Source organism: Pseudonocardia sp. McavD-2-B, from assembly GCF_024124365.1.
In the GTDB taxonomy this organism is placed as follows: Bacteria; Actinomycetota; Actinomycetes; order Mycobacteriales; family Pseudonocardiaceae; genus Pseudonocardia; species Pseudonocardia alni.
In genome coordinates this window covers 17755-39645 of the sequence record NZ_JAMXSG010000013.1, presented here as the reverse complement: position 1 = coordinate 39645, position 21891 = coordinate 17755, and the positions used below count along the sequence as shown (strand labels likewise).

The 21891-nt window shown below is 73.6% G+C and carries 22 protein-coding genes and 2 tRNA genes; 13 read left to right on the top strand and 11 right to left on the bottom strand.

The genetic code is table 11. The annotated features are described in order from the left end of the window. Nucleotides 1-111: 111 nt before the first annotated feature. The 4 genes from NH602_RS03850 to NH602_RS03835 all read left to right on the top strand — a co-directional run bounded on the left by NH602_RS03850 (nt 112) and on the right by NH602_RS03835 (nt 3499). On the top strand, nt 112-2208 hold the full coding sequence (locus NH602_RS03850) for an ATP-dependent DNA helicase UvrD2 (RefSeq protein WP_308292804.1): 2097 nt from the start codon (nt 112-114) through the stop codon (nt 2206-2208). 152 nt (nt 2209-2360) lie between these two features. Then, a complete protein-coding gene (locus tag NH602_RS03845; RefSeq protein ID WP_100879747.1) occupies nt 2361-2654 on the top strand; it encodes a hypothetical protein in 294 nt (97 codons plus the stop codon). Nucleotides 2655-2844: 190 nt separating this feature from the next. Further along, on the top strand, nt 2845-3183 hold the full coding sequence (locus NH602_RS03840; RefSeq protein ID WP_083474559.1) for a WhiB family transcriptional regulator: 339 nt from the start codon (nt 2845-2847) through the stop codon (nt 3181-3183). A gap of 67 nt (nt 3184-3250) precedes the next feature. Further along, nucleotides 3251-3499 carry a hypothetical protein gene (locus NH602_RS03835; RefSeq protein ID WP_073578347.1) on the top strand — a complete coding sequence of 83 codons (249 nt, stop codon included), beginning with the start codon at nt 3251-3253 and terminating at the stop codon, nt 3497-3499. A gap of 145 nt (nt 3500-3644) precedes the next feature. On the opposite strand, the gene NH602_RS03830 is transcribed toward NH602_RS03835, so the two are convergent. Further along, on the bottom strand, nt 3645-4061 hold the full coding sequence (locus tag NH602_RS03830) for a VOC family protein (RefSeq protein WP_100879749.1): 417 nt from the start codon (nt 4059-4061) through the stop codon (nt 3645-3647). Nucleotides 4062-4178: 117 nt separating this feature from the next. Between NH602_RS03830 and NH602_RS32135 the strand changes: the two genes are divergently transcribed. After that, on the top strand, nt 4179-4769 hold the full coding sequence (locus NH602_RS32135; protein WP_374210124.1) for a helix-turn-helix domain-containing protein: 591 nt from the start codon (nt 4179-4181) through the stop codon (nt 4767-4769). Between the two features lie 208 nt (nt 4770-4977). Here the strand turns inward: NH602_RS32135 and NH602_RS03825 are convergent, their stop codons facing one another. Continuing rightward, nucleotides 4978-6309: an AarF/ABC1/UbiB kinase family protein gene (locus NH602_RS03825; RefSeq protein ID WP_073578350.1), complete on the bottom strand. Its 1332-nt coding sequence runs from the start codon at nt 6307-6309 to the stop codon at nt 4978-4980. Further along, nucleotides 6306-7256, bottom strand: a complete 951-nt coding sequence (locus NH602_RS03820) for a hypothetical protein (protein ID WP_253067033.1) — start codon at nt 7254-7256, stop codon at nt 6306-6308. Before NH602_RS03820 ends, NH602_RS03825 begins: the two co-directional genes overlap by 4 nt. Nucleotides 7257-7347: 91 nt before the next feature. Between NH602_RS03820 and NH602_RS03815 the strand changes: the two genes are divergently transcribed. Then, nucleotides 7348-7989 carry a M48 family metallopeptidase gene (locus tag NH602_RS03815; protein WP_083659144.1) on the top strand — a complete coding sequence of 214 codons (642 nt, stop codon included), beginning with the start codon at nt 7348-7350 and terminating at the stop codon, nt 7987-7989. Between the two features lie 7 nt (nt 7990-7996). On the opposite strand, the gene NH602_RS03810 is transcribed toward NH602_RS03815, so the two are convergent. Then, the gene (locus NH602_RS03810; protein WP_100880857.1) at nt 7997-9586 is read right to left on the bottom strand and encodes a zinc-dependent metalloprotease; all 1590 of its coding nucleotides are present in this window, start codon (nt 9584-9586) and stop codon (nt 7997-7999) included. 97 nt (nt 9587-9683) lie between these two features. Then, entirely contained in the window at nt 9684-10688 is a 1005-nt protein-coding gene (locus tag NH602_RS03805; protein WP_253067032.1) for a PDZ domain-containing protein, read from the bottom strand. Between the two features lie 267 nt (nt 10689-10955). On the opposite strand from NH602_RS03805, the gene NH602_RS03800 reads away from it, so the two are divergent. From NH602_RS03800 to NH602_RS03790, 3 genes are all read left to right on the top strand, one after another. After that, nucleotides 10956-13877: a UPF0182 family protein gene (locus NH602_RS03800; RefSeq protein WP_179760959.1), complete on the top strand. Its 2922-nt coding sequence runs from the start codon at nt 10956-10958 to the stop codon at nt 13875-13877. Between the two features lie 93 nt (nt 13878-13970). Further along, nucleotides 13971-14047: transfer RNA gene (locus NH602_RS03795), tRNA-Met, on the top strand. A gap of 149 nt (nt 14048-14196) precedes the next feature. Further along, nucleotides 14197-14273, top strand: a tRNA-Met gene (locus tag NH602_RS03790). A gap of 43 nt (nt 14274-14316) precedes the next feature. Here NH602_RS03790 and NH602_RS03785 read toward each other — a convergent pair. Further along, complete coding sequence (locus NH602_RS03785) at nt 14317-14895, bottom strand: dihydrofolate reductase family protein (RefSeq protein ID WP_253067031.1); 579 nt, start codon at nt 14893-14895, stop codon at nt 14317-14319. An 87-nt stretch (nt 14896-14982) separates the two neighbouring features. Between NH602_RS03785 and NH602_RS03780 the strand changes: the two genes are divergently transcribed. Continuing rightward, nucleotides 14983-15585: a TetR/AcrR family transcriptional regulator gene (locus NH602_RS03780; RefSeq protein WP_179760957.1), complete on the top strand. Its 603-nt coding sequence runs from the start codon at nt 14983-14985 to the stop codon at nt 15583-15585. On the opposite strand, the gene NH602_RS03775 is transcribed toward NH602_RS03780, so the two are convergent. Continuing rightward, nucleotides 15552-16154 carry a class I SAM-dependent methyltransferase gene (locus tag NH602_RS03775; protein ID WP_073578356.1) on the bottom strand — a complete coding sequence of 201 codons (603 nt, stop codon included), beginning with the start codon at nt 16152-16154 and terminating at the stop codon, nt 15552-15554. The genes NH602_RS03780 and NH602_RS03775 overlap by 34 nt on opposite strands. A gap of 33 nt (nt 16155-16187) precedes the next feature. On the opposite strand from NH602_RS03775, the gene NH602_RS03770 reads away from it, so the two are divergent. Next, on the top strand, nt 16188-16412 hold the full coding sequence (locus tag NH602_RS03770; protein ID WP_100879756.1) for an RNA-binding S4 domain-containing protein: 225 nt from the start codon (nt 16188-16190) through the stop codon (nt 16410-16412). Between the two features lie 3 nt (nt 16413-16415). Here NH602_RS03770 and NH602_RS03765 read toward each other — a convergent pair whose 3' ends face one another. Next, nucleotides 16416-18470 (bottom strand): acyltransferase family protein, encoded by a 2055-nt coding sequence (locus NH602_RS03765; protein ID WP_253067030.1) that lies wholly within the window; start codon nt 18468-18470, stop codon nt 16416-16418. A 123-nt stretch (nt 18471-18593) separates the two neighbouring features. Beyond that, nucleotides 18594-19430 (bottom strand): transglycosylase SLT domain-containing protein, encoded by an 837-nt coding sequence (locus tag NH602_RS31780; RefSeq protein WP_100879758.1) that lies wholly within the window; start codon nt 19428-19430, stop codon nt 18594-18596. 439 nt (nt 19431-19869) lie between these two features. On the opposite strand from NH602_RS31780, the gene soxR reads away from it, so the two are divergent. After that, a complete protein-coding gene (gene soxR / locus NH602_RS03755; RefSeq protein ID WP_073578358.1) occupies nt 19870-20340 on the top strand; it encodes a redox-sensitive transcriptional activator SoxR in 471 nt (156 codons plus the stop codon). A gap of 52 nt (nt 20341-20392) precedes the next feature. After that, complete coding sequence (locus tag NH602_RS03750) at nt 20393-21151, top strand: tyrosine-protein phosphatase (RefSeq protein WP_253067029.1); 759 nt, start codon at nt 20393-20395, stop codon at nt 21149-21151. A 6-nt stretch (nt 21152-21157) separates the two neighbouring features. On the opposite strand, the gene NH602_RS03745 is transcribed toward NH602_RS03750, so the two are convergent. Together NH602_RS03745 and NH602_RS03740 are read right to left on the bottom strand one after the other, a co-directional pair. Beyond that, the gene (locus NH602_RS03745) at nt 21158-21550 is read right to left on the bottom strand and encodes a hypothetical protein (protein ID WP_073578360.1); all 393 of its coding nucleotides are present in this window, start codon (nt 21548-21550) and stop codon (nt 21158-21160) included. Nucleotides 21551-21557: 7 nt separating this feature from the next. Next, on the bottom strand, nt 21558-21800 hold the full coding sequence (locus tag NH602_RS03740; RefSeq protein ID WP_062400609.1) for a hypothetical protein: 243 nt from the start codon (nt 21798-21800) through the stop codon (nt 21558-21560). Nucleotides 21801-21891: the final 91 nt, after the last annotated feature.

Here is a 21891-nt window from a genome sequence, read left to right as displayed (position 1 = left end):
GCCCGGCACCCGGACGGGCGGGACGGGCGACCCGTGACCGTCGGGGGTGGGTGTCAGGATGGGTGGGTGCCGTCCCGATCCGCCGCCCGCCCCGCCCGTGCGACCCGCGCCGTGCCGGACCCGGCGGCCCCGATCGGCGCGGACGGTCTGGACCCCGAGCAGCGGGCCGCGGTGCACGCGCCGCGCGGCCCGGTCTGCGTCCTCGCGGGGGCGGGCACCGGCAAGACCCGCACGATCACCCGGCGGATCGCCCACCTGGTGACCTCGGGCCACGTCGCCGCCACCCAGGTCCTCGCCGTCACCTTCACCGCCCGCGCCGCGGGGGAGCTGCGCACCCGGCTGCGCGCCCTCGACGCCTCCGGGGTGCAGGCCCGCACCTTCCACGCCGCGGCGCTGCGTCAGCTGCGCTACTTCTGGCCACAGATGGTCGGCGGCAGCCCGTGGCCGCTGCTCGACGGCAAGCTGCGGCTCGTCGGCCAGGCGGCCGCCCGCGCCCGGGCCGGCACCGACTCCGACGCGCTGCGCGACCTCGCCTCCGAGATCGAGTGGGCGAAGTCGACCCTGGTCGCCCCGTCGGACTACGCGGCCGAGGTCGCCCGCCGTCGCCGCGACACCCCCGGCCCGGCCGAGCAGGTCGCCGCCGTCTACGCCGCGTACGAGGAGCTGAAGAACGCGAGCGAGCAGCTCGACTTCGACGACCTGCTCCTGCACACCGCGATCGCGCTGGAGGAGCACGGCGGCGTCGCCGAGGAGTTCCGGTCCCGTTACCGGTGCTTCGTCGTCGACGAGTACCAGGACGTCACCCCGTTGCAGCAGCGCCTGCTCGACGCCTGGCTCGGCGACCGCGACGACCTCACCGTCGTCGGCGACGCCAACCAGACGATCTACACCTTCGCCGGCGCCTCCCCCCGGTACCTGCTGGAGTTCCCGCGCCGTTTCCCCGACGCCGCGGTCGTGCGCCTGCAGCGCGACTACCGCTCCACCCCGCAGATCGTCGGCTGCGCGAACCAGCTGATCGGCGCCGCCCGCAACCGGCCCGCCGGGTCCCGGCTGCAGCTCATCGGGCAGCTCCCGCCCGGCCCCGACCCGGACTTCTCCGAGCACGACGACGAGGCCGGGGAGGCCGCCGCCGTCGCGGGCCGGATCCTGACCCTGATCAACGACGGCACCGAGCCGTCGGAGATCGCGGTGCTGTTCCGGATCAACGCCCAGTCCGAGGCGTTCGAGCAGGCCCTGTCCGACGCCGGCGTGCCCTACCAGATCCGCGGCGGGGAGCGGTTCTTCAACCGGCCCGAGATCCGCCGGGCGATGCTCGCGCTGCGCACCGCAGCGCCGGACCAGCGGCCGGGCACCGATCTCGTCGACGTCACCCGCGCGGTGCTCACCGCCCGCGCCGGGCTGACCGACGAGCCGCCGAAGGGCGCGACGCTGCGCGCGCAGTGGGAGTCGCTGCTGGCGCTGGTCGGCGTCGCCGAGGAGCTGGCCGCGGTCGAGCCGCAGGCCGACCTGCGCCGGTTGTGCGGGGAGCTGGAGACCCGCGCCGACCACGCGCAGGCGCCCGTCGTCAACGGCGTCACGCTGGCGTCGTTGCACGCAGCGAAGGGCCTGGAGTGGGATGCGGTGTTCCTCGTCGGACTCGCCGACGGCACCCTCCCCATCGGTCACGCCGGGGACGACGAGGCCGCCGTCGAGGAGGAACGCCGGCTGTTCTACGTCGGCGTCACCCGCGCCCGGCGGGTGCTGTCGATGTCGTGGTCGCTGACCCGGGCCTCCGGGCGCGGTCCGAAGCGACGCCGCTCGCGGTTCCTGTACGGACTGATCCCGGACTCGCACCCGGCGTCCCGGGTGGCAGGCGAGCGCCGGCCCGGGGGTGCCCGGCCCAAGTGCCGCGTCTGCGGGACCCCGCTGTTCGGGACCACCGCCACCAAGCTCTTGCGCTGCGACGACTGCCCGTCCGATGTGGACCTGGAATTGCTGGACCGCCTCAAGCAGTGGCGGTCGGCGGCGGCGAAGGCGCAGGACGTGCCCGGCTTCGTCGTGCTCACCGACGCGACGCTCACCGCGATCGCGGAGCAGCGGCCCGCCGGACCGTCGGCGCTGGTGGGCATCCCGGGGATCGGCGCGGCCAAGCTGGACCGCTACGGCGACGACGTGCTGCGGGTGCTCGCCGAGCACGCGGCGGAGGGTTCACGACCCCCTCTTCGGTAGGGATCGGCGTGAACTTCCGGCGAGACTTCGAATAATCGGTTGCCGTGCCGTGCGCAGCACTTCTACTGTCGTCGGCACCAGGTGGAGCGCCATGCTCGCGACACAGACGCGTCGCGCGGGAGACCGCGGACGGAACCGGAGGAGGTGACGAGATGGGCACGATCGACACGACCGACCTGATCGGCACCACCCTGTCCGTCCCGGCCCCGGTGTGCGTCCCGGAGCAGACCGTCGTCGCGCACGACGTCGCTCACGCGGGCATCGCGGTCACCGGGGAGTCCGGCGTCCGTCGTCGCCACCAGGGGGTGGCGCTGCTCGCGCCGTCGACGCTCCGCGCCACGGGTGAGGTGTACCCGCTGGGCGGCATGCCGGTCGCGGTCACCGGCCCGATCTTCGATGACAAGTGCACAGCTGCGTTCGTTCCCGGGCGCCGAGGGGGTACCTGACCCTCAGCACCCAGCGAGTCCCATCGGGGCCGCGGAACCCACGCACACGGGTTCCGCGGCCCTGATTTTTTTGTCCCCGATTCCGTCCCGAGAGATGACAGATCCCGACCAGGCCGGTCTGACCAGTTACAGAGAAGTTCGATCGAGGAGGTCGATCGTGTACGTGCGATCCGTTCCGTGTGACGGCGGAATGATCACCGAGCAGTCCGGCGGCGGCGCCGGACCCGACGAGGTGCGGCTGCGGTCCGTGCCGAGCGTGGGCTCAGCCCTGCCCTGCCGCAACGGCGACGCCGACCTGTGGTTCGCCGAGGCCCCGGCCGAGCTGGAGGAGGCGAAGTCCCGCTGCGGCGGCTGCCCGCTCCGGCAGGCCTGCCTGGACGGTGCGCTGGAGCGCGCCGAGCCGTGGGGTGTGTGGGGAGGCGAGATCTTCGACCACGGTCGGGTGATCCCACGCAAGCGCCCGAGGGGGCGTCCCCGCAAGGCCGACCTGGAGCGCGACCGGGCCCTGGCCCTGGCCGCGAGCCGCTGACCACAGCCGTACGGGCGCGACGCGCACCGCGGCGCCGCCGACCCACCAGACCCGAGGAGACCGAGACATGAACGACCTGAAGCCGGCACCGGCCGTGCGACCGATTCCCCGCACCGACCGTTCGTCCCACCTCGTGAACCAGGAGAACGTGATGACGCTCATTCAGGAAGCGCTGGCGAGATCCCATCAGCAGGAGGCACAACGGGCGGCGGCCGAGCACCGGCTCGCACGCCGGCTCACCGCGGGCCGCGGCTGGTCCCGGATCGCGGCCTGGGCCGCCTCCCGCGCCGAGCGGGCGCGGCTGCGCGCCGGCTGATCCCGCCGCCGACCGATGCGATCGGTGCCCCGTCCGGACCCGACGTCCGGGCGGGCACCGTCGTGTCCGGGGCCTGCCGGTCCGCCGGTGGGAGAGGGTGCCTCCTCGTCGCTTTGCTCTGCTCACCGATACGCAACACCCCAGTTCAGGGCGCTGGCGACTCCGTGAAGGCGTCGGCGAACTCCGCCGACGGGACGATCTCGGTGATCACGTCGACCAGTACCCCGTCCGGCCCGGCGACGACGAAGTGCCGCTGCCCGAAGTCCTCGTCGCGTACCGGGAGCAGCGCCTCCAGCCCACCGCGGACGACGAGACGGTCCCACTCGGCGTCGACGTCGTCGACCTCGAGGTTCACCAGCGTCCCGGCGGCGGACCGGCCGCGGTACGCCGCCGGGATCGTCGGATGGTCCCGGTCGAGGACGGCGAGCTCGAAGCGTCCGCGACGGAGGCTGACGTACCAGTCGGTGTCGAAGACGACCTCGAATCCCATCGGGCCGGTCCAGAACGCGCGGGCGGCCGGGACATCGGCCGTCGCGAGGACCGGGTAGCAGCTGCGGAGCACGGCACCCTCCCATTCGCATACATACGGTATGTGAAATCTAGTGACGTACCTTCGGTACGTCAATTGGGGAGGGGGCATGGCGTTCGGTCCGGACAGCGCGAGCGGACCCGGTAGGCGCTGCTGGACGAGGCGGAGTGCCCGTTCGCCCACAACGGGTACGGCGCGGTCGGGCTGCCGACCGTCGTCGCCGGGGCCGGGGTGACGACGGGCTCGCCCTCCCATCAGTTCGACGGCAGCGCGGCGCTGTTCGCCGCGGTCCTGGAGCGGTGGCGGACCGGGTGGCGGATCGGGTGGTCGACGCGGGGAGGCGGTCCCCGACCCGTGGGGGCGGCTCGTCGCCGGGTGCCGGGTGTTCCTCGGCGCCGCACGGAGCCGTCGGCGGCGCGGATCATGCTCGTCGACGGGCCCGGCCTGCTGGGCTGGGGCGCGCCGGCGCGAGCTGGGCGCCGAGTCGTCGGGACGGCACCTTGTCGAGGCGCCGGCCGATCCCGGCGAGCGCGGGGCGCCGGTGCGCAGCCGGTCGAGCCGCTGGCCCGACTGCTGTCGGGCGCCATGAACGAGCACGCCATGTGGCTCGCGGAGCCCGGCACGGCCCATGGGGAGCGAGACCCGGAGCCGGCGCCGACCGGGAGCGGCCCGGTGCCAGCGACCCGGGGCCGGCGCGGAACCGCCGACCGGCGGGTCGGACCCACGACGGGGTGGCGGTAGGACGACCGGACCGGGGAGCGCGGGTGACCGGGGCGCGGCGCGGGCCGCGCTCGACCGGGTACTCGACGGGCTCCGCGTCCGCCCCTGACCCCACGACGCCCCCGAAGACCCCGCCAGTGGCGCCGACCTGCGCTGCTGCGTATCGGTGAGCAGAGCAAAGCGACGACAGGACACCCCCGTCCCGCAGGACCGGAGTAGCGAAGGGAGGTCAGCCGGTCGGGGCGTCCGGCTCGAACATCTCCGGCTGCCACTCGGCGACGATCTCCCGCAGCCGCACGTGGGAGTCGAGCTGGCACAGGATGCCGACGGTCCCCATTGTCACCCGGTGCACCAGCAGGAACCGCGGGGGCAGGTTCAGCGACCGGCCGATCGCCGCCTCCGGGCTACGGAGATCACCGACCCGCTCGGCCTGCTTCTGGATCCATCGGCGGCTGAAGTGGAACTCCTCGGACCCCAGCGGCTCGGTGAAGGGTGCGAGGTAGCCGAGGATCTGCTCGGACTCGATCCGGGCGCCGTCGCGGACGAACCCGGCCGAGCGCATCAGGGCCATCAGGTCGCCGCTGCGCCCCTCGAGCGCGTACTTGGTCATCGTGACCAGCTCGGGGGGCATGCCGTCGGGCATCCGGGCGACCGCACCGAAGTCGAGGACGAGCAGACGGCCGTCGTCGAGGATCCCGAAGTTGCCGGGGTGCGGGTCGGCGTGCAGCAGGTGCGCGCGGTCCGGCGCCGAGTAGTGGAAGCGGGCCAGCTGGTTGCCCGCGTGGTCGCGCTCCTCGCGGGTGCCGTCGCGGATGATCGAGGCCAGCGGGCGGCCCTGTACCCACTCCGTGATGACGGCCTTGGGGGCCGAACCGACCACGCGGGGGATCTTCACGTCCGGGTCGTCCTCGTAGAACGCGGCGAACTCGCGCTGGTACGCGGCCTCGTCGCGGTAGTCGAGCTCCTCCTCCATGCGGTCCTTGAGCTCCGCGACCAGCGGCTTGATCTCCATACCGGGGACCAGCGGCTGCAGGATGCGGCTCATCCGCCCGAGCTGACGCAGGTCCGAGCGCAGCGCCTCCTCGGCGCCGGGGTACTGCACCTTGACCGCGACCTCGCGGCCGTCGCGCTTCCAGACCGCGCGGTGCACCTGGCCGATGCTGGCCGAGGCGGCGGGCGTCTCGTCGAAGTCGGCGAACCGGGACCGCCAGGACCGCCCGAACTGCTGGGTGAGCATGTAGTCGACGTCTGCCATGGGCATCGGCGGCGCCGCGGACTGCAGCTTGGTGAGCGCCTCGCGGTAGGGCTCGGCGTACTCGTCGGGCACGGCCGCCTCGAACACGCTGAGCGCCTGCCCGAACTTCATCGCGCCGCCCTTGAGCTCGCCGAGCACCTCGAACAGCTGCTCGGCGCTCTTGGTCGCGAGCTGGGCCGCGATCTCGTCGCGGTCACCACCCGTGAGACGGCGCCCGAACCCTGCTGCGGCACGTCCGGCGACGCCGAGCGGGAGGCCGGCGAGCTTGGCGGTGCGCGAGGCGGTTCTTCGGGGAATGTCGCTCACACGGTGATTGTCCACCCGGCCGGGGGATTCCCGCACGGCGCGGTGGGCCCCGGTGCGCTGTCCGGTACCGCCGCAGCCGCTGTGCCGCAGGAACAACCGGGTCGTCGGAACCCCGGACGGGTGACGACCGTCGCCGCGTCCGCGTCGACCTCCAGCACCGCTCCCCACGACGCGGGCGGCCGGCCGCCACGCACCGGCCCGTCGACGGCGGCGAGCACCTGGCCGACCGCCACCGCCGCCGTCGCGACCAGCACGTGCGGTGCCGCCGACGACGGTCCGCCGGCCGCACCGGGCGCCCCCGCACAACCGGGACACAGCCCCCGACCCGGCAGGACGAGCGGCCCCACCACGCCGCGGCCGTCGCGCAGGGCCACGAACAGGTGCTCCGACGGAGCCTCCGGCGGCATCGGCCCGTCGTCGGCGAGCACCACCAGGTCCGCGGGCACCCGCCGGGGCGGATCGGTGTCGACACCGGCGTCGCGCAGGAACGTGCGCAGCTCCTCCCCGCGGCCCCGGCCCGGCCCCACCGGCAGCCCGGCCAGCACGTCGTCGGCGCCCGTCACCCCGCCGACCTGCGGGTACAGCTGTCCGATCCCGGCCCGGGCCAGTCCGGCGACGACCGCCACGGCGAGCGCGCCGTTGCCGCGGACCTCGACCAGCGTGCCCTCCCGGCGCCGCCGGACCCGGTCCACGACGTCCGGGTCGGCGAGCAGCCCCGCCCGCCACAGGACGGCGAGCAGCACCGCGACCTCGTCGTCGCCCCGGGTGAGCGCACCGGTCGGGCACGGGCCGTCGGCGAGCCGGTCCAGTGCGTCGACGGCGGCGGGGGACAGCTCCTCCAGCAGCCGGGCCCGGGGTGGGCCGGACCCGATCCGGCGGGCTCGTGGCCCGGCCGGGAGGACGGCGAGGTGGGCGGCGAGCGCGAGCCGTGCGGGCAGTCCGGTCACCGGTGCCACGGTGCCCGCTCCGTGCGGCGACGGGGCCGGAACACGTCCGCGCCGTTCGCATCCGCGAACCGGGGCGGCCTACCCTGGAGCCATGGCGAGTCCCCCGGTAGAGGTCCGACGCAGCGCCCGCCGGAAGCGCATGGTCAGTGCCCGGCGGGAGGGGGAACGGCTCGTCGTGTTCATCCCGGGCTGGATGTCCGCCGAACAGGAACGCGATTGGGTCGCGGAGATGGTGCGGCGCGTCGAGGCGAGCGAGGCCCGCCGCCGCTCACCGGGCCGCAACAACGACGAGGCCCTGGCGCGCCGCGGCCTGGAGCTGTCGAAGCGCTGGTTGGAGGGGCGCGCGCGGCCGTCGTCGATCCGGTGGGTGCCGACGATGCGCACCCGCTGGGCGTCCTGCACCCCCGACGACGCCACGATCCGGATCAGCGAGCGCCTGCGGGACGCGCCGGGCTGGGTCGTCGACTACGTGCTGGTGCACGAGCTGGCCCACCTGCTGTCCGCCGCGCACGACGACGTCTTCTGGTCCTGGGTGCGCCGCTACCCGCGCACGGAGCGGGCCATCGGCTACCTGGAGGGCCTCAACGCGGCCGCGGAGCTCGGCATCACCGGTGTCGACGGCGACCCGGCCACCGCCGACGAGCCCGACGGGGTCGCCGACGCCGACGGTGAGGTCGGCGGGTTCGGCGGGACCGGCCCCGGGATGGAGCCGGTCCGCGCGACCGGGACCTGAGCCGGGCTCAGGAGTCCTTCCGGTCCGTCCCGTCCTCGCCGTCGGTGTCCTCCGCGGAGGGCTTCTCCGTCCCGGGCTCCTCCGGGGTCCCGGACGCCTCGGTCTTCCCCTTCTCCGCGTCGGCCGCCATCTGGCGCTCCAGCTCGGCGATCGGGTCGTCCGGGACGGCCCCGCCGGTCGCACCGCCGCGCACGAAGGCGGCCGGGTCGTCCAGGTCGTCGGCCGACGGGATCAGGTCCGGGTGCGCCCAGACCGCGTCGCGGCCCTCGACGCCGCGCTCGGCGCCCAGCAGCTTCCAGAGGTCCGCAGCGGCCCGCAGCTTCCGCGGCCGCAGCTCCAGCCCGACGATCGTCGCGAACGCCTGCTCCGCGGGCCCGCCCGAGGCACGGCGGCGGCGCATCGTCTCGCGCATCGCCTCGGCCCCGGGCAGCCGCTCGGTCAGCGCCTCGGCGACGACGGTGTCCACCCAGCCCTCGATCAGGGCGAGGAGGGTCTCCAGCCGGGCCAGCGCCGCCTTCTGCTGCGGTGTGTCCTCCGGCTCGAACATGCCGGACTGCATGGCCTCCTGGATCGACTCCGGGTTCGACGGGTCGATCCCGCGGGCGAGCTCCTCGATCCGCGAGGTGTCCACGGTGATGCCGCGGGCGTACTCCTCGACGGCGCCGAGCAGCCGCTCGCGCAGCCAGTGCACGTGGGTGAACAGCCGCTGGTGGGCGGCCTCGCGCGCGGCGAGGAACAGCGTGACCTCACCGGCCGGGCGGTCCAGGCCCTCGGTGAACCGGGCGACGGCCTCGGGCAGCAGCGCGGAGGTGCGCTCCGGGCCGACCGGGATGCCGAGCTCGGTGGAGGTCAGCACCTCCTTGCCGAGCTGCGCCAGGCCCTGGCCGAGCTGGCTGCCGAACGCCATCCCGCCCATCTTGCCGAGCATCCCCAGCATCGGGCCCGCCGCGCCGCGGACCTCCTCGGGCAGACCCTCGACCCAGGCCGACGACAGCCGCGTCGCGACCGGGTCGCAGAGCCGCTTCCAGGTCGGCATGCCGGCCCGCACCCAGTCCGACGGCGTCCAGGCCTTCACCTCGCCGCCGGAGGAGGGGAACGACGTCGCCGGGTCGAGCCACAGCTCCGCGAGCTTCACGGCCTCGGCGACCCCGGTGCGCTGGGCGTCGGTGAGCGACGACGTCGACTGCGCGAGCTGCTGGGTGGCGATCCGGGCGGCGAGGTCGTAGTCGACGGGGCCGTCGTCGGAGGAGCCGCTGCTGGAGAGCATCTGGCCGAGCTGGGACAGCATCTGCCCGAGCTGGCTCATGTCGAACTGGCCCCCGCCGGGCATACCCGGCATGCCGGGGATCCCGCCCATGCCGAACGCCGCGAACGGGTTCTGGCCCGCGCCGCCGGAGGCGCCCGACGGGTCGTCGGACTGGGGGTGCGACCCGAAGCCGAACGGGTCCTTCGGGCCCTCGGGCTCGCCCTTCCCGTCCTTGCCCGACGTGCCCCCGTCCTTGCCGGAGGCGTCGCCGGAACCCGAGTCGGGCTGGTCGCCGGGCTCGCGGTCGCGGTCACGGTCGGCGGGGCCGAAGCCGAAGGGGACGTCGCTCATGGCGTCCACCGTACGCGGGCCCGGGGGGTGGTCGCCGCCCCGACGGCCGGTGGATCGGGCCTGGTGGGGCGGTGTTCGCCGGGAGCGGACCGGGGAACTACGAGCAGCCGGCGGGCGTACCGCCGGTGTCGAGGGTGGTCAGCGCGCCGACCGCCTCGTCGAGGGTCCCGACCCGCACGAGCCGGAGCCCGTCGGGCGCGTCCTCGGCGGCCTCGGTGCAGTTCGCGGCGGGCACCAGGAACGTCTGCGCACCGACCTCGCGGGCCTTCAGCATCTTGAACCGGATGCCGCTGATCGGCCCGACCCGGCCCTCGGCGTCGATGGTGCCGGTGCCGGCGACGAACCGGCCGCCGGTCAGCGGACCCGGGGTCAGCTTGTCGACCAGCGCCAGGCTGAACATCAGCCCGGCCGAGGGGCCGCCGACGTCGCCCAGGGTGATGGTCAGCTTCTGTCCCTCGGCGGGGGAGGTGGCCGGGGTGATGCCCAGGAAGGCCCGCGCCGGGTCGTCCGGGTGGGCGGCCGGGGTGACGGCGACCTGGCGCGGCGCGGCGTCCCCGCGGCGGATGGTGAGAGTGACCGGCTGCCCGGGGCGGGCGGTCCCCATGGCGTCGAGCAGGCCCTGGACCGAGGTCACCGGGGTGGCGCCGACGGCGCGGATCTCGTCGCCGGGTTCCAACACCCCCGCCGACGGCGAGCCGTCGGTCAGCGCGCCGACCGTGACCCGGGTCGGCAGGCGCAGGTGGGTCAGCGCCGCGGCCTCGGCGTTCGCGATCGAGCCGTCGAACTCCTGCTGGTTGGCCTGGGTGACCTGTTCGGTGGACTCGCCGGGCGGGTACAGCGACCAGCGCGGCGCGAGCCGGTAGGTGCCCGAGGCCCACATGCCCAGCGCCCGCAGCGTCGAGATCCCGTCGGTGACGCCGACGGTGGTCATGTTCAGGTGCCCGGTCGTCGGGTAGGTCGGCAGGCCCTCCGCGGACACGACAGGCGTGCCCTCGACCTCACCGAGGGTGTCGAAGGTCGGCCCCGGCCCGAGGGCGACGACCGGCGCGGGGACCACGGTCCCGACCGCCGTGAGGGCCAGCAGTACGAGAACCGCGGTCACCCACGTCGAAGATCGAACGCCCACGGGACGGAACCCTACGATCGTGCGACGACGACGGCGCGCCCGACCCCGGCCCGTCCTGCGACGATGCGGTCGGAGAGCCCGGTGGGTGCCGCCCGATGTGTCGTTTTCGTCCCGACACACCGGGACCCGACCGCGACTTCACCGAACCTCCGTACAGTTGCCCTCGGAGAACCGTGCCGTCGCCCCAGCCGGCCGCGCTCTCCACGAGTCGTACCCGAACTGTGGAGTGTGCCCGTGTCGTCCATGCGGCCCCCTGTGGGAGCGCCGTCGCTGACCCGCCGAACCCGGATCCTGCTGGTCGCCGCGGGCGTCCTCGTAGTGCTTCTGCTCGGTGGCTCGCGGCTGCTGAACTTCTATGTCGACTACCTGTGGTTCGGCGAGGTCGGTTTCCGGAGCGTCCAGCTCACCCGGCTGTTCACCCAGATCGTGCTCTTCGGGGTCGTGGCCCTGGTGGTGGGCGGCCTGGTCGCGCTGACGCTGTGGCTGGCCTACCGCTACCGCCCGGTCTTCGTGCCGGTGTCCGGACCCGAGGACCCGGTCGCGCGCTACCGGACCACGATCATCCAGCGCCTGCGCCTGTTCGCCGTCGGCGTTCCGGTCGTGATCGGTCTGATCGCCGGGCTCGCGGCGCCGACGCAGTGGCAGACCGTGCAGATGTTCCTGCACGGCACCCCGTTCGGCCGCGCCGATCCCGAGTTCGGCAACGACATCGGGTTCTACGCCTTCACCCTGCCGTTCCTGCGGATGAGCCTGAACTGGCTGTTCGTCGCCGTCGCGATCTGCTTCGTGCTCGCGCTGGTGACCCACTACATCTTCGGGGGCATCCGGCTGTCCGGCCGCTCCGGCTTCGTCTCCACCGCCGCGCGTGCCCAGCTCGCCGTGCTCGCCGGGGTGTTCGTGCTGCTCAAGGCCGTTGCGTACTGGTTCGACCGCTACGACCTGCTGTGGTCCAACCGCAATGCGCAGACGTTCTACGGCGCCACCTACACCGACCTCAACGCGGTCCTGCCGGCCAAGCTGATCCTGCTGGTCATCGCGGTGATCTGCGCGCTCGCGTTCTTCGTCGCCGCGTTCCGCCAGAACCTGCAGATCCCGGCGGTCGCCGTGGTCATGCTGGTCGTCTCCTCGATCCTGGTCGGCACGGCGTTCCCGCTGGTGCTGCAGCAGTTCGTCGTCGCGCCCAACGCGAACGTCAACGAGGCCCCGTCGATCGAACGCAACATCGCGGCGACCCGGGACGCCTTCGGCATCGGGCCGGACAAGGTCGACATCGCGCCCTACGCGGGCACGTCGGAGGCGACACCGGCCCAGGTCCGGGCCGACACCGACACCATCCCCAACATCCGGCTGCTCGACCCGGGCAAGCTCAATCGCACGTTCACCCAGCTCCAGCAGCGACGGAACTTCTACGGGTTCTCGCCCAACCTCGACATCGACCGCTACACCGTCGACGGCGAGACCCGTGACTACGTCGTCGCGGCGCGCGAGATGAACGCCAACGGCCTGGTGAACAACCAGCAGGACTGGATCAACCGGCACCTGGTCTACACCCACGGCAACGGGATCGTGGCCGCTCCGGCGAACCAGGTGAACGAGGCCCTGGAGGATGCGGGCGGCTCCGGCGGCCTGCCGAACTTCCAGGTCTCCGACACCCAGCAGCAGGGCTTCGTGCCCGTCCAGCAGCCCCGCATCTACTACGGCGAGCTGCTCGACAACCAGTACTCGATCGTCGGTGCCGAGCCGGGTACCGCGCCGCGGGAGTACGACTCCGACGAGGCGCAGTACACCTACACCGGCGCCGGCGGCGTCCCGATCGGCGGGCTGTTCAACCGCTCGGTGTTCGCGCTGGCCTACGGCGAGCGGAACATCCTGTTCAACAACTCCATCAACGCCGACTCGAGGATCATGTACGTCCGGAACCCGCGGGACCGCGTGCAGGCGGTGGCCCCGTGGCTGACGCTGGACAACGACCCGTACCCGGCCGTCGTCGACGGGCGGGTGCAGTGGATCGTCGACGGCTACACCACGCTGCAGAACTTCCCCTACGCCGAGCGCGTGCAGCTGGGCGACGCCACGTCGGACTCCCGGCTCGGGCCCAATGGCCAGCAGCTGCCGAACGACACGATCAGCTACCTGCGCAACTCGGTGAAGGCCACGGTCGACGCCTACGACGGCACCGTGAAGCTCTTCGCCTTCGACGAGTCCGACCCGGTGCTGCAGACCTGGGAGAAGGCGTTCCCGGGCACGGTCGAGCCGCGCTCGGCGATCACCCCGGACCTGCAGGCCCACCTGCGCTACCCGGAGGACCAGTTCAAGGTCCAGCGTGAGCTGCTGACCCGCTACCACGTCGACGACCCGAACGAGTTCTTCTCCACCGTGTCGTTCTGGGACGTCCCGTCCGACCCGACCGTGCAGGGCGGCAACGGCGGCAGCCAGGACGCGCAGCCGCCGTACTACATCTACGCGGGTCTTCCGGGGCAGGAGGGCGCGTCGTTCCAGCTCACCAGCGCGCTGGTGAGCCTGCGGCGGCAGTTCCTCGCCTCGTACGTCTCGGCCAGCTCGGACCCGGACACCTACGGGAAGCTGACCGTGCTGCAGCTGCCGAACGAGACCCAGACGCTCGGCCCGCAGCAGGTCCAGGCCCGGTTCCTCGGCTCGCCCGAGGTCTCCTCCGAGCTGAACCTGCTGCGGCAGAACCAGACCACGATCGACTACGGCAACCTGCTGACGCTGCCGGTGGCCGGTGGTCTGCTCTACGTCGAGCCGGTGTACATCGAGCGGGCGGGCGGTCAGGACAACTCGACCTATCCGCAGCTGGCCCGCGTCCTGGTGTTCTACGGCGACCGGCTCGGCTACGACGCGAGCCTGTCCCGGGCCCTCGACGAGGTGTTCGGCGCCGGAGCCGGTGCCGCCGCGGGCGGTGCCGCTCCGACGACCGGGCAGCCCGCCCAGCCGACGACGCCCACGACGCCGGCCACGCCGAACGGACAGGGCGCCCAGACCCCGGCGGCGCCCAACGCGGCGCAGGCGACCGCGGCGCAGCAGATCCGCGCGGCGCTGAACGAGCTCAAGGCGGCCCAGCAGTCCGGTGACTTCGCCAGGCAGGGCGAGGCGCTGGCCGCACTGGACCGTGCGGTCGCGGCGTTCCAGGGCGCCGGCGGCTGATCATCGTCGGGCCGGACCCCCCTGCGGGTGGGTCCGGCCCGGCGTGTAGGGTTGCCCTTACAACACAGACGGAATGCACGTGGTTCCGTTCGGCGCGGGGTGGAGCAGCTCGGTAGCTCGCTGGGCTCATAACCCAGAGGTCGCAGGTTCGAATCCTGCCCCCGCTACCACCCACGAAGGCCCCCAGGATCTCCTGGGGGCCTTCGTTCTTCGTGGGGTCCGGCCCCGTCGCCGGGAGCGACCCCCCTCGGAGGTCCGGTGAACGGCCGGTGTACGGTGGTGACACAACACAGACGGGATCGCACGCGGTCCCGGACGGCGCGGGGTGGAGCAGCTCGGTAGCTCGCTGGGCTCATAACCCAGAGGTCGCAGGTTCGAATCCTGCCCCCGCTACCACCCACGAAGGCCCCCGGGGAGCACCCCGGGGGCCTTCGTCCTGTCAGGGGACCCGCGCGTACTCGGCGACGATCACTCCGGAGCGGTACGGCGTCGACCGCACCAAGTCCCACGACTGCGGCCGGTACCCACCGCCGTCGTCGAACAGGGGCTTGCCCGCCCCGAGCACGACCGGGTTCACCTTGAGCACCAGCCGGTCGATCTCGCCCGTCAGCGCGGCCGCGAGCCGCCCGCCCCCGCAGAGCCAGATGCCGGCGCCGGTGCGTTGCTTCAGCTCCCGGACGAGCTCCACCGGGTCGCGCCCGGTCACGGTGATCCCGGCGGGCACCGCGTCGGCGGGCCGGCTGCGCGACAGGACGTACTGCTCCAGGTGCGGGTACGGGTCGGCGGTGACCGCCAGGCCCGCGGCGTAGGTGTTCCAGCCCATCAGCACGGTGTCGAACCGGCTGTTGTCCGCGGTCAGCCCGAGCACCTCCAGCCCGACGGCCGGGACCGTGTCGGTCCACTCCCGCAGGATCATGTCGATGTGGTCGCCGCTCTGCGGGAAGGCATCGAAGGCGTCGTCGGGGGCCGCGATGCGGCCGTCGAGCGAGACCGCGACGTAGTAGACGAGCTCGCGCATGCGCAGACCTCCGGGTCGAGACAACCACGACGGGTGTCGTGGTCGTCGAAAGTACAACAGGCGTCGTGGTTCGTCTAGGGTGCCCGCATGGCACGCAACGACGACCGCAGGCAGCGGCTGGCCGACGCGGGGCTGGCCGTCCTGGCCCGCGAGGGCGCCCGGGGGCTGACCCACCGCGCGCTGGACCGGGAGGCCGGCGTCCCGACCGGCACGGCGTCGAACTACTTCCGGACCCGTGCCGAGCTCGTCCATGCGCTGGCCGACCGGATCGGGCAGCGGCTGGCGCCGGACCCGGACACCGTCGCCGGGCTGCGTTCGGGGGAGGCGGGGCCCGCGATGTTCGCCGACCACGTCCGCGACATCGTGCGCCGGCTCGGTGCGGAGCGGGAGGTGACGCTGGCGCTGTTCGAGCTCCGCCTGGAGGCCGTCCGGCGCCCGGAGGTCGCCGAGGTCATGGGGGAGTGGCTGCGCACCGGGTTCGCCGCCGACGTCGCCTACAACCGGGCCGCGGGACTGCCCGGCGGGCCCGCGGAGATCGCGCTGTTCCACTACGCGGTCGACGGCCTGCTCCTGGACCGGCTGACCCTGTCCATCGACCCGGACACCCCGACCGACACCGTCGTCGACGCACTCGTCGACGGGCTGCTCCCGCCCGCTCAGGGCGCCGGTGCGACCTCCAGCACCCGGTAGCCGCGCTCGGAGGCCAGGCGGGTCGTCGGGAAGCCCTGCTCGTCGCTCAGCCACCGTTGCAGCGAGTCCGAACCCAGATTCTTGGCCACCACCAGGTATGCCCGCCCGTCCGGGAGGAGCCGCGGGAGCCAGCGCAGCAGCAGCTCGTGCAGCGCGGTCTTGCCGGAGCGGATCGGCGGGTTGGAGTAGATCCCGGCGAAGGTGACGTCGTCGGGGACTTCCTCGGGCCGGCAGGCGGTCACGTTGCCCAGCCCGGCCGCGTCGGCGTTCTCCCGGGTGAGGCCCAGCGCGCGCTCGTTGAGGTCCACCGCCCACACCGGAAGCCGGCGGCGCCGGCTGGCCAGGGTGAGCGCGATCGGGCCGTAGCCGCAGCCGACGTCGAGCAGCGGGCCGCGGACCGGCGGCATGGGTGCGGTGTCGAGCAGCACCCTCGTCCCGCGGTCGAGGCGGCTGTGCGAGAAGACCCCGGTGTCGGTCACCAGCGACAGGTCCACGTCGGACGTGTGCAGGCGGACCGACCCGCGGTGGCTCGCGACGGACGGCGTGGCGCTGAAGTAGTGGTCACCCACGCCGGGTGATGCTACGGCGGGGACACTGGGGACATGAGGACGCCACAGCCCCCGCAGGACGTGCCCATCCGCGAGGAGCCGATCCGGATCGGTCAGTTCCTGAAGCTCGCCGGGCTCGCCGAGGACGGCGTGCACGCCCGCGAGATCCTCGAGGCGGGCGAGGTCACGGTCAACGGGGCACCGGAGCACCGCCGGGGCGCCCAGCTCCGTCGCGGCGACGTCGTCTCGGTGGCCGGGCGGAGCGTCCGCCCGGTCTGAGGCTCACCAGCCGAGGTGGTCGAACGCCGTCGCGAGCGTCGGGGCGAGGGTCTCGGCGTAGGTCGCGGTCAGGTGGTTGTCGTCCATGTAGACGAGCACGTTGCCCACCTCGCTGCGGCAGACCGCCGGGTCGCAGATGCCGTCGGCCACGTCGGCGAACACCACGTTCGGCGGGACGCCCGGGACCGCCGACCACGGCGGGTACGGCTGGTACAGCGTGTGCCGGTCGATCTCGCAGGCCGGTGCGCCCCGGCCCTGCGTGGCGACGCAGTCGACCACGTTGAAGTCGAAGCGCGGGTTGTCGCGGACGGCGACGACCGGGATCCCGGCCGCGTCGAGCCGCTGCCAGGCCTGGACGAACCCCTCGGGGGTCTGCTCGTGCAGCCCGGGCCGCACGTCGCGGCTGGCCAGTGTCAGGACCGCGTCGGGGTGCATCGCGACCAGCTGGTCGTGCACCGCGGCGTTCCAGTCGGTGCAGCCCTGGTCGTCGGCGACGGTCTCCGAGCGCACCGACATCGGGCAGGCCCCGCGGAACATGCCCACCATCGACCAGTTGCGCTGCTCGGCGATCACCGCGAGCGAGGCGGCGTACTGCTGGGCGTGCGAGTCGCCGACCACGGCGACCGTCCGCTCCGAGGTCTCCGGGTCCGGCGCGGGCACGGTGCAGACCTCGAGCTCCGCGCCGTGCTCGGAGGGCCCGCAGTCCCAGTGGGTGCCGCGGTAGCTCCAGTCGTCGGGCGCCTGCACCAGCGACGGGGTCAGCTCGGCGTCGGCCGGGTCGAGCGAGGCGAGGTCGAACTGCGGGGACAGCGCCACCGCGCCCGGGTGCGACGGCGAGCCCGCCAGTACCGGCGTCGACGCCCGCGCGGCGGCCAGCCCGTACCAGGAGCCCGCCGCGACGAGCACGGTCAGCGCGAGCACCCCGCCGGTCCGCAGCGCGTGGCGCACGTCAAGCTCGGCGATCCGCTGCTCGACGAACCGGTGGGTCAGCCAGGCCAGCACGAACGACACCGCGATCACGGCGGCGCCCTGCTCGAGGTCCAGCCGGTCCTGCCCGGTGCGCACCAGCGTGAGCGTCAGGATCGGCCAGTGCCACAGATACAGCGGGAACGAGATGTCGCCGATCGTGCGCAGCACCCGTCCCGACAGCAGGCGGTCGACGCCGAACCGGTGCCCGGACCGCCCGGCGACCAGCACCATCGCCGCGGCCAGCGTCGGCCAGAGCGCCGCCCAGCCGGGGAACGCGCGGTCGACCTGGAGCAGGATCCCGCAGGAGACCAGCGCGGCCACGCCGCCCCAGCCGAGCACCGCGCGGGTGCCGGGGGTCAGCTCCGGCCGGTCCTCGATCCGGGAGATCCACAGCGCGAGCAGCCCGCCGAGCGCGAACTCCCAGATCCGCGTCGCGGAGTGGAAGTAGGCGAGCGGCTGGTTCACCAGCGTCAGGTACACCGAGTACGCGAACGAGGCCGCGCCGACGGCGAGCAGCGTGCCGGTGAGCCGCCGGTGCAGGTCGGCCCCGTCGCGCCGGGTCGCGATCGCGACACCGGCCACGACCAGCGGCGCGAGCAGGTAGAACTGACCCTGGATGGACAGCGACCAGAAGTGCTGGACGATGCTGGCCGCGTTGTCGCGGGCCGCGTAGTCGACCGAGTTGTGTGCCAGTTCCCAGTTCTGCAGGAACAGCAGCGACGCGACCGTCTCCCGGACGGTCGGCATCCAGCGGTTCTCCGGCAGCAGCCAGAACCCGGCCACCACGCCCGCGACGAGGACGACCGTGACCGCCGGTAGCAGCCGGGAGAACTGGCGGCGCCACGTGGCGAGTACGTCGACCCCGCCCCGCGCCGCCGCCCGGTGGAGACCACCTGTGATGAGGAAGCCGGTGATCAGGAAGAACACGTCGACGCCGCCGGAGACCCGGCCGACCCAGACGTGGTAGACGACCACCAGCACCACCGCCAGGGCGCGCAGACCCTGCAGCTCCGGACGGAACCGGGAGCGCGCGACGCCCCCGGCCGTCGTCGTGGTGCGGCTGGCGGGGGCTCCACCGGGGGACGACACGAGTGGCAGCTCCTCGTTGCGGGCACGATCGGGTAAAGGAAAGTTTACGATTCGACCCCTACAACGACGACGGCGGTCACCGGGTTCCCCCGGTGACCGCCGCTCGTGGGGTCAGGGTCTCGCTCAGTATCCGATGTATCCGCCGTGGCTGCCGACCCGGCCGCCCGCGTCGAGGGTGTCGATGCCGTAGCGGTCGATCATGTAGCGGACGCCCGCGGTGATGTTCGCGATCGGGTCGGTGATCGACCGGTCCGCGAAGTCCGGGTGCACGTAGGCCGCGAACGTCGAGGGGATGACCTGCATGAGGCCCTCGGACGGGTTGCCGGCCGCGGCGTTGGAGTCCCAGTTGTTGATGGCGTGCGGGTTCCCGTTGGACTCCTTGAGGATGATCCGCTTGAGCCCGCTCGCGTAGGCCTGGGACAGTCCCATGTGGTCCAGGGCCTCGGCGATCCAGCCGTCCAGCCCGCCCTGGGCGACGATCGCGTCGATCCGTGCCTTCTCGGCCTGGCGTGCCTTCTCGGCAGCGGCGGCCTTGGCGTGCTCGGCGGCGATCTTCGTCGCGATCTCGTGCGCCTTGCCCATGGACGCGAGGTCGGCGTCCTGGGCGGGGGCGGCGGCCTGCAGCGCGCCCGACGCGGCGGACGGCTGGGCGAAGGAGACCGGGCTGAAGAAGCCGGAGGTCGATCCGTCCGTGGCCTTCGTGGCCGAGGGGATGTTCGCGGAGTACGCGGCCAGCGTCGTGGCGGCGGTGGTGCCGCCCTCCTCGGCGTCGGCCTGCGTCGAGGTCCCGTCCAGAGTGGTCGGGACGATCGCGGCGAACGCACCGGAGGCGAGCACGCCGAACGCGGCGCCGGTGGCGGCCGTGCGGGTGCCCGCACGACGCGCGGCGTGCGCGGGGCCGCCGTGCCGCGAGGAACGGAGGGACGGTGCAGCGGCCGTCGCTGCAGGTGTGGTCGCCACGGGTCGGGGGAACCCGTGGTGGCCACCGGGGGAGCGGTGTCCGGGCAAGGAAACGCCTTTCAGATCACGGACGGCGCCGCGCACGAACGGCCGGGTCGGGGGTCCCGGGTGAGCCGGTCGGGGAGTCCGGCTCCAGCCCGCTCGTGATCGGGCCGTGATGACTGGGGATGACCGTAGAGGGCCCCGCCGCGGGGGTCCAGCCCCGGGGTCGTCGGTCGCCGCGCGACAGACACCGTTCACCGGTTCCGTGATCTTGATGGCGTGCGGGGCGCAACCCGGTGGACGGTGCGCCTCGGCCGACGGACGGCGGTCCCCGCAGGTGGCGGGCTCGCGACGAACGGCGCAATACTGGAGTCGGCTCGAGGTTTGCACGGGCCGTCCCGATGCGCGGACCGGCGTGTGGGGGCGGCCGCGGCGGGGTGACAGGACGGGGACGGGCATGGACGCGGGCGACCTGCTGACCATCGGGGAGATCGTCGAGCGCAGCGGGTTCCCGCACTCGGCGTTGCGCTACTACGAGCGCGAGGGGCTGATCTCCGCGACCCGGACCTCGGGCAACCAGCGCCGCTACCGGCGCAGCGTGCTGCGCCGGCTCGCCTTCGTCCGGGCGGCCCGGTCCATCGGGGTCGGGCTGGAGGAGGTCCGCTCCGCCCTCGACGCGCTGCCCGCGGACCGGACGCCGACCCGGTCGGACTGGGCCCGGCTGTCGCGGTCCTGGCGCGGCAGGCTCGACGAGCAGATCGACGCGCTGACCGCCCTCCGCGACGGACTCGACGGCTGCATCGGCTGCGGCTGCCTGTCGATGACGACCTGCCGGCTGGTCAACCCCGACGACGCCGCCGCCGCGTACGGCGACGGTGCCCGGGTGCTGCCCGCCGCGCTGCGCCGCCCGCCGGTGCACGGCCGGTGAACCCTGCCCTGCGACCGCTGCCGTGGCGCCCCGGGCTGCCTAACCTGGGGTCGTGACCGATCTCGTACCGGACCGCTGGTTGACCGTCGACGGCCTCGCCAACGCCCGTGACGTCGGCGGCCTCCCGCTCGACGGCGGGGGCCGCGTCCGCACCGGCGTCCTGCTGCGCACCGAGTCCCTGGAGGGGCTGGGGCCGGCCGCCGTCGCGTACCTCACCGACGAGCTGGGTGTCGCGCAGGTGCTGGACCTGCGCACTGACCACGAACGCACGACCTACGGCCTCGGTGCGCTCGCCGCAGCCGGGGTGCCGGTGCACCGGCTCAGCTTCATCCCCGAGACCGGGATCGCGCTGCCCGAGGTCGACCTCGGCGACTCCCATCCGATGCTCGGCCACTACCTCGCCTACCTGGAGGGACGCGGCGAGTGCGTCGTCGACGGGGTCCGCCGGATCGCGACCCTGGACTCCGGGACGACCGTCGTGCACTGCGCCGCGGGCAAGGACCGGACCGGGGTGCTCGTCGCGCTGGTGTGCGCCGCGGTCGGGGTACCGCGGGAGGAGATCACCGCCGACTACGCGCTGTCCGCGACCCGGATCGACGCCCTGTTCCGGAAGTGGACGACCGCCTCGGGCGAGCCGATGCCCGGTGTCGACGAGCTGGACCGGCACCGCCCGCGGGCCGAGGTCATGGCCGAGTTCCTGCGGCTGCTCGACGAGCGCCACGGCGGTCCGGTCGGCTGGCTGCGCGAGAACGGCCTCACCGACGACGAGCTGGCGCGTCTCCGGACCCGGCTGCGCGACGGGAGCGCCTGAGCACGCTCAGGGCAGCTCCTCGATCGGCACCATCGGGTCGAGCTTGCGCAGCGCCCCCGGGTCCCCGGTGACCGCGGGCCAGCCCCGCCGCCGGGCGGCGGTGACGACCTGGCCGGTCACGATGTCGTCGAGCCCCTGGGAGGCCAGCAGCAGTCCGGCCTCCTGGGCGCTCTCCGGGGACAGCTCGTGGATCACGGTGTTCGGCAGACCCAGCAGAACCTGCAGTGCGGCGTGGTGCTCGGCGTCGACCATCGACCAGGCGCGACCGAGGGCGGCGCTGGGCACCGCGAGCACGATGTTCTCCTCCACCGCGGCCCAGACCAGGGCACGCATGTAGACGGGGCGACCGGTCGCGAAGGCCGCCAGAGCCGAGGAGTCGAGTACGCGTCCGCCGATCATCGCGGGCTCAGCCGACGGCCACGGGCGGGACCGGGCGCAGCGAACGGCGCGCGGCATCCAGCTCGTCGGCCGGCGGGGGGCCGCCGTAGAGGTCGGCCAGGGTGGCCAGGGAACGGTCCCGGTCCTGTCGTGCCTGCACGGCCTCCGCCACGTAGGCGGACAGGCTCGACGCCGATCCGCGGGACACCGCGTCCCTCGCCTCGGCCACCAGCTCCGCCGGCAGCGTGACCGTCACCCGCTCGCTGCGCATACCGAAAGGCTACTCCCTGCATACCGCCCGGGCCACGGACACGCCGCGGGAAGCAGGTTACCGGCGGGTATGGAAGGCTCCGGGGCGGGAC

What these genes read in the sequence shown, in the direction of transcription:
- NH602_RS03845 (WP_100879747.1), top strand. Translation starts at nt 2,361, where the DNA reads ATGGGCACGATCGACACGACCGACCTGATCGGCACCACCCTGTCCGTC.
- NH602_RS03840 (WP_083474559.1), top strand. Translation starts at nt 2,845, where the DNA reads ATGATCACCGAGCAGTCCGGCGGCGGCGCCGGACCCGACGAGGTGCGG.
- NH602_RS03835 (WP_073578347.1), top strand. Translation starts at nt 3,251, where the DNA reads ATGAACGACCTGAAGCCGGCACCGGCCGTGCGACCGATTCCCCGCACC.
- NH602_RS03815 (WP_083659144.1), top strand. Translation starts at nt 7,348, where the DNA reads ATGGCGAGTCCCCCGGTAGAGGTCCGACGCAGCGCCCGCCGGAAGCGC.
- NH602_RS03810 (WP_100880857.1), bottom strand. Translation starts at nt 9,586, where the DNA reads ATGAGCGACGTCCCCTTCGGCTTCGGCCCCGCCGACCGTGACCGCGAC.
- NH602_RS03800 (WP_179760959.1), top strand. Translation starts at nt 10,956, where the DNA reads ATGCGGCCCCCTGTGGGAGCGCCGTCGCTGACCCGCCGAACCCGGATC.
- NH602_RS03785 (WP_253067031.1), bottom strand. Translation starts at nt 14,895, where the DNA reads ATGCGCGAGCTCGTCTACTACGTCGCGGTCTCGCTCGACGGCCGCATC.
- NH602_RS03780 (WP_179760957.1), top strand. Translation starts at nt 14,983, where the DNA reads ATGGCACGCAACGACGACCGCAGGCAGCGGCTGGCCGACGCGGGGCTG.
- NH602_RS03770 (WP_100879756.1), top strand. Translation starts at nt 16,188, where the DNA reads ATGAGGACGCCACAGCCCCCGCAGGACGTGCCCATCCGCGAGGAGCCG.
- soxR (WP_073578358.1), top strand. Translation starts at nt 19,870, where the DNA reads ATGGACGCGGGCGACCTGCTGACCATCGGGGAGATCGTCGAGCGCAGC.
- NH602_RS03745 (WP_073578360.1), bottom strand. Translation starts at nt 21,550, where the DNA reads ATGATCGGCGGACGCGTACTCGACTCCTCGGCTCTGGCGGCCTTCGCG.
- NH602_RS03740 (WP_062400609.1), bottom strand. Translation starts at nt 21,800, where the DNA reads ATGCGCAGCGAGCGGGTGACGGTCACGCTGCCGGCGGAGCTGGTGGCC.